Genomic DNA, 9,876 nt, shown 5'->3' with positions numbered 1-9,876 from the left:
GGATCAGCCATGACCTTCGAGCGCTCCACCTTCACGTCGCCCGTCGACGGGATCGCGTTGGCGACCTACGCCTGGAACGACGCGGCGCAACCCCGCGGCGTGGTCCAGCTCGCGCACGGTGTCGCCGAGCACCTGGCCCGCTACGACCGGCTCGCCACCGCGCTCAACTCCGCCGGCTACCTGGTGCGCGGCCTCGACCACCGGGGCCATGGCAAGTCGGTCACCGACGTGCCGGGCGACTTCGGTGCGGCCGGCTTCGACGGCCTGATCGCCGACCTGGCGGCGTACGGCGCCCGGCTGCGCGAGGACCACCCGGACCTGCCTCTCTTCCTGGTCGCCCACTCGATGGGGTCGTTCGCCGCCCAGGCCGCGATCCTCGAGCACGGTGCGCAGTACGCCGGCGTGGTTCTGTCGGGCTCGACCGCCCTCGACGTGCTCGCGGCCGGGCTGGCCCAGTCGGAGGGACCGGTCGGCCTGGAGGCGTTCAACGCCGCCTTCGAGAACCGGACCGGCTACGAGTGGCTCTCCCGCGACGAGGCCGAGGTCGACGCCTACGTGGCCGACCCGCTGTCCGGCTTCGACCTGCCCGAGGAGACGATTCCCGCCCTGTTCGGTCCGGCCGCGCGGCTCGCCGACCCGTCAGCCGTGCGCGGCGACCTGCCGATCCTGATCGCCTCCGGCAGCGCGGACCCGTTGGCCGGCGGAGGCGACCTGGTCCAGCTGCTCGGGCAGCGCTACCGCGACGTCGGGCTGGGCGATGTGACCGTCCGCGTGTACGACGACGCGCGCCACGAGATCTTCAACGAGACCAACCGCGACGAGGTCACCGCCGACGTGATCGCGTGGCTCGACCAGCACGCCTGAGCTGCCCACGGTCGTGAGCGCGTGGGCGTCGGCGAGGGCACGCCGCCACGCGGGGTGGCACACGGTCAGCCGTTGACGGGCCGGCGCGGTACGTCGACGGACACCGACTCCCACGTGAAGCCGTCGGGATCGGTGAACGCACCCGCAGCAGTGCCGATCACGACGCGGTGCGAGCCCTCGCCCTCGAGGGGCACACCTGCCACCTTGGCCAGCGCCTTGCGGCCGTTGAGGGCCAGCGTCACGCGACCGGCACCGGCCTCGAACTCGACGTACTTGCGGCCGAAGCTCTTCGCCACCTCCAGGCCCTGCTCCTCGTAGAATCTCTTGCTCGCCAGCACGTCGTCGGCGCCGATCAGCAGCACGACGGAGTCGATCCTGCGGGTCGCAGGGCCGTGGTTCTTCTTCGACGAGGAGGCGATCTGCCAGATCGTCCCGTCGGGGGCGCGGAGCACGCCGCCGTACCCCCAGAACGACTTGGCGACCGGCTTGAGCACCTCGGCGCCGGCCTCGATCGCGGTCTCGGCCAGGGCGTCCACGTCGGCGGGCTGGGAGGTGATGAGGGACAGCGTGAAGCCGCGGAACCCGGAGGTCGCGGCGTCGGTGGCGCGCAGCTGCAGCAGGCTGCCGGGTCCGGAGAGTCCGAACGCGGCGTCGTAGAAGTTGGTGGCGGTGGCGAGGTCGTCGACCTCGAGGGTGAAGGTGTCGATGGAAGTCATGCCCGCAACGCTAGGCGCGCCCCGCGGGCGGTGCTTCTCGATTCCTGACCGATGCGTCGCCGGTCACTCGAAGACGGCGACCAGCTGGGACTCGGCCGCGTCGAGGTAGGCGGCCAGGGCCTGCGCCGCGGCCTCGAACTCGCCGTCGGCGAGGTGGCCCAGGATGCGGCGGTTGTCGGTGAGGTAGGGCTCGTGGAAGGTCTGCGGTGCCGCCATCACGTGGAAGACCAGGCGCAGCTCGGCGAGCACGTGGCGCATCGCCTCGTCGACCCGCGGGCTCTGCGCGAACAGTGCGATCGCCTGGTGGAAGGCCATGTTGGCGGTGCCGACGTCGACCCAGTTCCCTTGTGTGGCTGAGGATTCTCCGTCTTCGACCGCTCGGCGCACGGCCTCGACGGCGGTACGGCGTACGGCCTCCTCGGTGCGGGTCGCGTGACGCAGCGCGCCGCACTCGAGGATCCGCCGGAACGCGTAGAGGTCGCGCACGTCGTCGGCGTCGAGCTTGCGGACGAAGACGCCGCGGTTGAACTCGTGGACCAGCAGGCGCTCGTGGGCGAGCAGCCGGAACGACTCACGCAGGGTGTTGCGCGAGACACCGAGCGCGGCGCCGATGTCCTCCTCGGAGAGACGGGTTCCGGGGGGCAGTCGACCCTCGGTGATCCGGGCCCGCAGCACGTCGGCGACCCGGCGCGCGGTGCTGGCCCGCCCCAGTGAGGCGCGCTCGGCACCGAGCTCCTCGACCCACCCGATTCCCCGCTCGTTCGTCGTCACGCGGACAGTCTAGACAGATGGGGGTATTGACGAATTGTTCAACAATCCATCATTCTGGTGTGACCCCCATCTCCACGAGCACAGCCCGAGGGCAGCGAACAGGTCAGACCGGACCCCGACAGCAAGGCGAGTTCCATGGACAACGGCACGACGACCACCCCACCGAACCCGGTGGCCGCACGGGCGGGACGCGGTGCCCTCCTCGGCGCCATGTTCCTGATGGCCACCAGCGCGATCGGCCCCGGCTTCATCACGCAGACCACGGTCTTCACCGAGCAGCTCGGCGCGGCGTTCGCGTTCGCGATCCTGCTGTCCATCGTCGTCGACATCGCGGTCCAGCTGAACGTGTGGCGCGTCATCGGCATCGCCGGGATGCACGCCCAGGACCTCGCCAACAAGGTCATCCCCGGCGCCGGCTGGTTCCTGGCCGTCCTCGTGTTCCTCGGCGGCCTGATCTTCAACATCGGCAACATCGGCGGCACCGCTCTGGGCATGAACGCGATGTTCGGCCTCGACGTGAAGATCGGCGGCACCATCTCCGCGATCATCGCGATCGGCATCTTCCTCAGCCGCCGCGCCGGCGTCGCCATGGACCGCATCGTCGTGGTGCTCGGCGTGCTGATGATCGGCATGGTGCTCTACGCCGCGATCGCCTCCGACCCGCCCGCGGGTGAGGCACTCAAGCAGACCGTCCTCCCCGACAACGTCGACTTCCTGATCATCACCACCCTCATCGGCGGCACCGTCGGCGGCTACATCACGTACGCCGGCGCGCACCGGCTGGTCGACTCCGGGATCACCGGGACCGACAGCATCCGGATGATCAGCCGCGGGTCGGTCACCGGCATCCTGGTCACCGGCGTCATGCGGGCTCTGCTCTTCCTGGCCATCCTCGGCGTGGTCTCCGGTGGCGTGGCACTGTCCGACGCCAACCCGACGGCGTCCGCGTTCGAGCACGTGATGGGCGACGTCGGCGTCCGTGTCTTCGGCGTGATCCTGTGGGCAGCCAGCATCACCTCGGTGGTCGGCGCCTCCTACACCTCCGTGTCGTTCTTCTCCGGTGCCTTCAAGGGCTCGAGCAAGAACCGGAACTACGCCGTCGTCGCGTTCATCGCGGCCTGCGCGGTCGCGTTCCTGGCCCTCGGCAAGGCGCCGGTCACGCTGCTCGTCCTCGCCGGTGCCCTCAACGGCCTGATCCTGCCGGTCGGCCTTGCCGTCATCCTGTGGGTGGCCTTCCGGCGTTCCGGCGACCTGCTGGGTGGCTACCACTACCCGAAGTGGTTGCTGGCGGCCGGCGTGCTCGTCTGGATGCTGACGATCTACCTCGGCTGGGAGTCGCTGGGCGGGATCAAGGACCTGTGGTGACCGAGATGACTGACCTGACGATCGACCTCAACGCCGACCTCGGTGAGAGCTTCGGCCAGTGGACCCTCGGCGACGACGACGCGCTGCTCGACCTGGTCACCAGCGCCAATGTGGCCTGCGGCTTCCACGCCGGAGACCCGACCGTGCTGCGGCGTACCTGCCGGGCGGCCGCCGACCGCGGCGTCGTGATCGGCGCCCAGGTCGGCTACCGCGACCTGGCTGGCTTCGGCCGCCGCTTCATCGACGTGGCGCCCGACGAGCTGACCAACGACGTGCTCTACCAGATCGGCGCGTTGGAGGCCTTCGCCCATGTTGCCGGCACGAGCGTGCGCTACGTCAAGCCGCACGGCGCGCTCTACAACGCGATCGTGCACCACGAGGAGCAGGCGGCCGCGGTCGTCGACGCCGTACGCCGCTACGACCCGTCCCTGCCGGTGCTCGGCCTGCCCGGGTCGGCGTGGCTGCGCCTGGCCGACGAGGCCGGACTCACCACGGTGCCCGAGGCGTTCGCCGACCGCGCCTACACCCCCGAGGGCACGCTGGTCTCGCGCCGCGAGCCCGGGGCGGTGCTGCACGACCCGACCGAGGTGGCGCAGCGCTGCGAGCGCATGGTCACCCGCCACGAGGTCGAGGCCGTCGACGGCTCCGTCGTCGAGGTGCGACCCGGATCCCTGTGCGTGCACGGAGACAGCCCCGGTGCGGTGGCGATGGCGACCGACGTACGCCGCCGCCTCGACGAGGCCGGTGTGCGCATCGCGCCGTTCGTCGACGGGCAGGGCTCGTGAAGCTGCTGCCCTGTGCCGACCAGGGCATCCTCGTCGAGCTGGCCGACCTCGACGAGGTGCTCGCGTTGTACGCCGAGCTGGTGGACGCACCACCCGAGGGCGTGGTCGACCTGGTGCCCGCGGCCCGCACCCTCCTGCTGCGCATCGACCCGCAGCGCACCGACCTGCGCCGGGTCGCCCGCGCCGTGCTGGCCGCCGACCCGCGCAGCGGCACCCGGCCCGACGCCGGCCACGTCGAGGTGCCGGTCACCTACGACGGCGAGGACCTGGCCGAGGTGGCCCGCCTGACCGGCCTCGGCGAGCGCGGCGTGATCGAGGCCCACACCAGCCAGGAGTGGACCGTCGCGTTCTGCGGCTTCGCTCCCGGCTTCGGCTACCTCGTCGGCACCGACGACAGGCTCGAGGTGCCGCGCCGCAGCACGCCCCGCACGAAGGTGCCGGCCGGCGCCGTGGCCCTGGCCGGCGAGTTCACCGGCGTCTACCCGCGCGAGTCGCCGGGCGGCTGGCAGCTGATCGGGCACACACCGGTCCAGGCGTGGGACCTCGACCGTGACCCGCCGGCGCTGCTCTCGCCCGGCATCCGCGTGCGCTTCGTGGAGAGGTGACGACATGTGCACCCTCGAAGTCATCACGCCGGGTCCGTTGGCCACCCTTCAGGATCTCGGCCGCCCCGGCCTGGCCGCCCTCGGCGTCGGGCAGTCCGGAGCCGCCGACACGCACGCCTTCGGGTTGGCGAACCGGCTTCTCGGCAACCCCGCGGAGGCCGCGGCCATCGAGGTCACGTTCGGCGGGCTCGAAGTGGCGGCCCGCGGCGGCGGCACCTACGTCGCGTTGACCGGGGCACCGTGCCCGATGACGCTCGACGGTCGCCAGGTGGCCGCGAACTCCGTGATCTGGATGCCCGACGGCGCCACGCTGCGCCTCGGCGTACCGACCAGCGGGCTGCGCAGCTACCTCGCGGTGCGCGGCGGCTTCGACGTGCCACCGGTGCTGGGCTCACGCTCGACCGACGCGCTCGCCGGGGTCGGTCCGGACCCGCTGGCCGAGGGTGTCACGTTGCCCGTCGGCACCCCGACCGGCGAGCTGCCGGACGTCGACCTCGCGCCGGTCTGCCCGCCGTCCGACGACGAGGTCGTGCTCCGCGTCGTGCCCGGCCCGCGGGCCGACTGGTTCACCGACGAGGCCCTCGCCGCCCTGGTCGGCGGCTCCTACGAGGTCACCGCCGAGAGCAACCGGATCGGCATGCGCCTGTCCGGGGAACCGCTCGAGCGTGCTGTCGACGGCGAGCTCTCCAGCGAGGGCATGGTGCGCGGCGCCCTCCAGGTGCCGCCGTCGGGCCAGCCCACCCTCTTCCTCGCCGACCACCCGGTCACCGGCGGCTACCCGGTGATCGCCGTGGTGGTCGCCGCCGACCTGCCGCTCGCTGCGCAGGCCCGCCCCGGGCAGCGCGTCAGGTTCACCCGCACGACCGTCCCTGGAGGAGACTTCGATGACCTCTGATCTGCCCGCCCCGGTCCTTCCCGAACAGCCGGCGTCCCTCTCCCCGGAGGCGGCGCGCGCCCTGTTCCGCGGCGGGCTCCGGGTGCCGACCTCCGGCTGGAGCACCGGCTGGACCCAGGCCAACCTGATCGCGTTGCCGCGCGACCTGGCCTACGACTTCCTGCTCTTCGCGCAGCGCAACCCGAAGCCCTGCCCGGTGCTCGACGTGACCGAGGTGGGTGCGTCCAGCAGCCCGCTCTTCGCCGGCGACCTGCGCACCGACCTGCCGGCGTACGTCGTCTACGAGCACGGCGAGCCGGTTGCCGAGGTCGAGGACGCCACCGAGTTCTGGCGCGACGACCTGGTCGCGTTCCTGATCGGCTGCTCGTTCACGTTCGAGGCGGCCCTCGGTGAGGCCGGCGTACCGGTGCGGCACATCGAGCAGGGCCGCAACGTGCCGATGTACCGAACCTCGGTCGACTGCCGCCCGGCCGGCAGCCTGTCGGGGCCGATGGTGGTCTCGATGCGGCCGGTCCCGGCCGCTCAGGTGGCGACCGCGGTGCGGGTGACGTCGCGCTATCCCTCCGTGCACGGGGCGCCGGTCCACGTGGGCGATCCGGCCGCTCTCGGCATCACCGACCTCGACGCGCCCGACTTCGGCGACCCGGTGGAGATCCGCGCCGGGGAGGTGCCGGTCTTCTGGGCCTGCGGCGTCACCCCGCAGGCGGCCGTCATGGCGTCGCGACCGCCCTTCGCGATCGGGCACGCGCCCGGCCACATGGCGATCACCGACGCCCGCGACAGTGCCTACCTCGTGCCCTGACCCACGAGCGCCAGCTCGACCAGGCTCCGGGCCGCGGCGTGCGCGGCTTCCGCGGCGCCGGCGGCACCGGCGATGGAGTAGGCGACGATCGCACCCTCGTGCAGGCTCAGCAGCTGGACGGCGAGTGGTTCGGGTTCCGCGATCCCTGCGTGGGTGAGGGTCGTCCGGAAGTGGTCGAGCAGCCAGGTCTTCTCCTCCACGATCACGTCGCGGCCGGGGTGGTCGGCGTCGTGCAGCTCTCCGAAGGCGTTGATGAAGCTGCACCCGCGAGCGCACTCGTCCAGCCAGAGCGGGAGCACGTCGAACGGCACCAGGACGCGGGAGACGGGGTCAGCGCCGCCCTCGTCGAGGCGGGTGGCGATCATCGAGCGCCAGCGACGGTCCCGTGACTGTAGGTAGGCCGCCACCAGGGCGTCCTTGGAGCCGAACCGGTCGTAGAGAGTCCGCTTCGTGACCCCGGACTCGGCGGCGATGGTGTCCACGCCGACGGCGTGGATGCCCTGCTCGTAGAAGAGGGTCGAGGCGGTGTCGAGGATTCTCCGGGCACCCGGCGTCAGTGAGTCGAGGTCGACCGTGGGGGTGGCGGGCATTCTCCGAATCTCCTTGCATTCACAGGTCTGTGTACTTAGGGTGGAAAGCAACTTCACAGATCAGTGTACCAAGGAGGAGTGATGGGACCGAGGATGCGACTGCTCAACAGGTGGGTGCGCGAGTTCGCGGCCGGCGTGGACGCCGGTCATGCCATCCGGCACGGTCGTCGGGTGCCCGCCGACTCCGCGGCCAGGCACCACCGGCCCGGACGGGGAGCGCGATGGGACAGCTGAGGTGGCGCAGGCGGATGACGACCCTGATCCCGCTGTACGACGCCCTGGACGCCTTGGGCGATGCCGGGACGATGGGGCGACACGAGGGCATCGTCCCGCTCGCCGCGGTGGTCGGCAGTGCGGCACGCGCCCAGGACTTCGACGAGGACTTCGGTCTCACCAACCCGGCGTTGCGCGGCCGGCGGGACGGGCTGGCCGCGATGCTTCGTGCCGGTGAGCCCCTGGGGCCGGTCGACCTGGTCCAGCTGGGCGAGCTCTACTTCGTGCGCGACGGGCACCACCGCGTCTCGGCGGCCAAGACCCTGGGCTGGGACAGCCTGCCGGCGAGGGTCACCCGAGTCTGCACGGTCGCCTACGCGATGTGCTGCCTGCGCAGGTCACACCTGCCCAGCAAGGCGGCCGAACGCAGGTTCCTGGAGCGCGTGCCGCTGCCCGACGACGTACGCCGTGACCTGTGGCTCGACGCCCCCGCCGACTGGGCCCGGCTGGCGGACTCGGCCGAGGCGTGGGCGCATCGCACACGCGGCAGCAGGTGCGGGGCGGTCACGGTCTCCGACCTCGCGGCAGCGTGGTGGCGCGACGAGGTGGTCCCGGTCCTCGACCGGCTGCGCCCTCGAGTCACGCCTGACTTGCGCGACGTGCAGGTCTACGTCACCGCGCTCGCGGCGCGGGATCGACTCGGGACGCTGGACTGGCCCGAAGACCTCGACGAGCTTCTCGCCACGAATCGGTGGTCCTGAAGCAACCCTTTGCCGGGGTCGCGTCTCGAACCATGATGAAGACCGACCCACGAGGAGACCGATGTTCGGGAGCACGAGGAGTGCCGCCCGCGAGGGCTACACCGCCTTTGCGCAGGAGTCGCAACAGCGACTCTTCCGGCAGGCCTACCTGCTCGCCGGTGACCGAGCCGGCGCCGAGGACCTGGTGCAGAGCACGCTCACCGCGTTGTACGTCGCCTGGCCGCGCATCAAGGACCCCGCGCCGTACGCCTATCGCACCCTGTTGCGTGAGTTCCTGCGCACCAAGAAGCGCGGTGACCGCGAGCGGGAGCTGCACCGACTCGGTGACGGCGCGGTTCCCGACAGGGACCCGTCGCGCTCGCTGACCGTGCTCGACGCGCTGGCCGCGCTGCCGGACCGGATGCGGGCGGTGGTGGTGCTGCGCTACTGGGAGGACCTCAGTGTGGAGCGCACCGCCGAGCTGCTGGGCACCAGCACCGGGAACGTGAAGTCGACCGCGAGCCGCGGGCTCGCCCGGCTGCGGGACCTCCTGGGTGAGGGCTTCGAGGAGCACGCCGGGGCAGCCGCGCCGGACGTGCCGACCCGTGTGAGAGAGAGGACCTCCGATGACGTCACCTGAAAACCTGCGCGAGCGGATCGCGCACGAGCTCGACACCCTCGCCCCGACCGACGTCGTGGCCCGGGCCCGGTCGGCGGGCGAACGGCGGCTGCGCCGACGTCGGGTGAGCACCGGCGTGGCCGTGCTGAGTGTGGCGGCCCTCGCGGTCGGTGGCCATGTGGTCGGCACGAACGACCCGGCACCTGGTTCCGATGACCGGGACCAGAGCGTGGCCGTCGATCCGGCCACCGCCCCCGACCTGCGTGACACCGCGACGGCGGTCATCGCCGATGCCCGCGCCGACGGCAAGGTCACCGAGAAGGAGTGGAACGACGTCCTCGATGCCACCTTCGACGCCCTGCTGCCGAAGCGCTTCGACGGCGTCGACCAGGTGCACCGGCGTGACGGGATCACCGTTCTCCGCACGCGCGGCGACAATCCTCGCTTCGACTCGGGCATCGGGATCCAGGGCTACGAAGGCGCGCGCTCCCAGCAACCCGGGTACGGCGGCTGCGACGGCCTCCGTGAAGTCGCCGCCGAGGCCAACTTCACGTGGGAGATCGTCGACTGTGCGGACGGCACGACCGGTGGGGGCAAGCTGGTCTACCTGGCCGACCGCGAATTCTCCGCGCTCGGCAACTACTCGTCGAACGACGAGTCCGACCCGGATGCTCCCGTGGGTCATGGGGCAGCGGTGATCGTGCTCGGCGACAACTTCTTCCTCGAGTGGGGGATGTTCGGTCACCCCGACGAGAACGCACAGATCGCGTTCACCGCCGACGAGATGGCAGCGGTCGTCAAGGACCCGCTGTTCCTCGACGCCGCCGAGGCGGGGACGATCTACTTCGCCCAGCGGCCGCGCGACCCCCGATCGGCGACGGTGGACGTCGACCCGGTCTGGCCCCGCTGAC

Annotated in this window: 13 protein-coding genes; 10 read left to right on the top strand and 3 right to left on the bottom strand. The window is 71.6% G+C overall.

Going from position 1 to position 9,876, the window contains the following annotated elements; all coding sequences use genetic code 11:
- Positions 1-9 precede the first annotated feature (9 nt).
- Positions 10-864, top strand: a complete 855-nt coding sequence (locus tag ASD66_RS16745) for an alpha/beta fold hydrolase (protein ID WP_056891655.1) — start codon at positions 10-12, stop codon at positions 862-864.
- A 65-nt stretch (positions 865-929) separates the two neighbouring features.
- On the opposite strand, the gene ASD66_RS16740 is transcribed toward ASD66_RS16745, so the two are convergent.
- Entirely contained in the window at positions 930-1,580 is a 651-nt protein-coding gene (locus ASD66_RS16740; protein ID WP_056891654.1) for a glyoxalase, read from the bottom strand.
- 63 nt (positions 1,581-1,643) lie between these two features.
- The gene (locus tag ASD66_RS16735) at positions 1,644-2,351 is read right to left on the bottom strand and encodes a GntR family transcriptional regulator (RefSeq protein WP_056891653.1); all 708 of its coding nucleotides are present in this window, start codon (positions 2,349-2,351) and stop codon (positions 1,644-1,646) included.
- Between the two features lie 135 nt (positions 2,352-2,486).
- On the opposite strand from ASD66_RS16735, the gene ASD66_RS16730 reads away from it, so the two are divergent.
- The 5 genes from ASD66_RS16730 to ASD66_RS16710 are packed head-to-tail and all read left to right on the top strand — an operon-like array spanning position 2,487 to position 6,803.
- Positions 2,487-3,716: an NRAMP family divalent metal transporter gene (locus ASD66_RS16730; RefSeq protein WP_056891652.1), complete on the top strand. Its 1,230-nt coding sequence runs from the start codon at positions 2,487-2,489 to the stop codon at positions 3,714-3,716.
- Between the two features lie 5 nt (positions 3,717-3,721).
- Entirely contained in the window at positions 3,722-4,501 is a 780-nt protein-coding gene (locus ASD66_RS16725; protein ID WP_056891745.1) for a LamB/YcsF family protein, read from the top strand.
- The gene (pxpB, locus tag ASD66_RS16720) at positions 4,498-5,106 is read left to right on the top strand and encodes a 5-oxoprolinase subunit PxpB (RefSeq protein ID WP_056891651.1); all 609 of its coding nucleotides are present in this window, start codon (positions 4,498-4,500) and stop codon (positions 5,104-5,106) included. The genes ASD66_RS16725 and pxpB overlap by 4 nt, the downstream gene beginning before the upstream one ends.
- Before the next feature lie 4 nt (positions 5,107-5,110).
- Entirely contained in the window at positions 5,111-6,001 is an 891-nt protein-coding gene (locus ASD66_RS16715; protein ID WP_057295518.1) for a biotin-dependent carboxyltransferase family protein, read from the top strand.
- On the top strand, positions 5,991-6,803 hold the full coding sequence (locus tag ASD66_RS16710; RefSeq protein WP_056891649.1) for a putative hydro-lyase: 813 nt from the start codon (positions 5,991-5,993) through the stop codon (positions 6,801-6,803). Before ASD66_RS16715 ends, ASD66_RS16710 begins: the two co-directional genes overlap by 11 nt.
- Here the strand turns inward: ASD66_RS16710 and ASD66_RS16705 are convergent.
- Complete coding sequence (locus tag ASD66_RS16705; protein WP_056683782.1) at positions 6,788-7,393, bottom strand: TetR/AcrR family transcriptional regulator; 606 nt, start codon at positions 7,391-7,393, stop codon at positions 6,788-6,790. The genes ASD66_RS16710 and ASD66_RS16705 overlap by 16 nt on opposite strands.
- 81 nt (positions 7,394-7,474) lie before the next feature.
- Here ASD66_RS16705 and ASD66_RS24520 point away from each other — a divergent pair, with 81 nt between their 5' ends.
- The 4 genes from ASD66_RS24520 (at position 7,475) to ASD66_RS16690 (ending at position 9,875) form a co-directional block, all read left to right on the top strand.
- On the top strand, positions 7,475-7,627 hold the full coding sequence (locus tag ASD66_RS24520; protein ID WP_156388754.1) for a hypothetical protein: 153 nt from the start codon (positions 7,475-7,477) through the stop codon (positions 7,625-7,627).
- Between the two features lie 14 nt (positions 7,628-7,641).
- Positions 7,642-8,367 (top strand): ParB N-terminal domain-containing protein, encoded by a 726-nt coding sequence (locus tag ASD66_RS16700; protein WP_056891648.1) that lies wholly within the window; start codon positions 7,642-7,644, stop codon positions 8,365-8,367.
- A 61-nt stretch (positions 8,368-8,428) separates the two neighbouring features.
- Complete coding sequence (locus tag ASD66_RS16695) at positions 8,429-8,986, top strand: SigE family RNA polymerase sigma factor (protein ID WP_056891647.1); 558 nt, start codon at positions 8,429-8,431, stop codon at positions 8,984-8,986.
- Positions 8,973-9,875, top strand: coding sequence for an anti-sigma factor (locus ASD66_RS16690; protein ID WP_056891646.1), 903 nt, complete (start codon positions 8,973-8,975; stop codon positions 9,873-9,875). Before ASD66_RS16695 ends, ASD66_RS16690 begins: the two co-directional genes overlap by 14 nt.
- The last annotated feature ends 1 nt before the right edge of the window (position 9,876 follow it).

Origin of the sequence: Nocardioides sp. Root151 (assembly GCF_001427925.1) — a bacterium.
GTDB lineage: Bacteria > Actinomycetota > Actinomycetes > Propionibacteriales > Nocardioidaceae > Nocardioides.
This window is presented reverse-complemented; position numbering and strand designations above follow the sequence as displayed.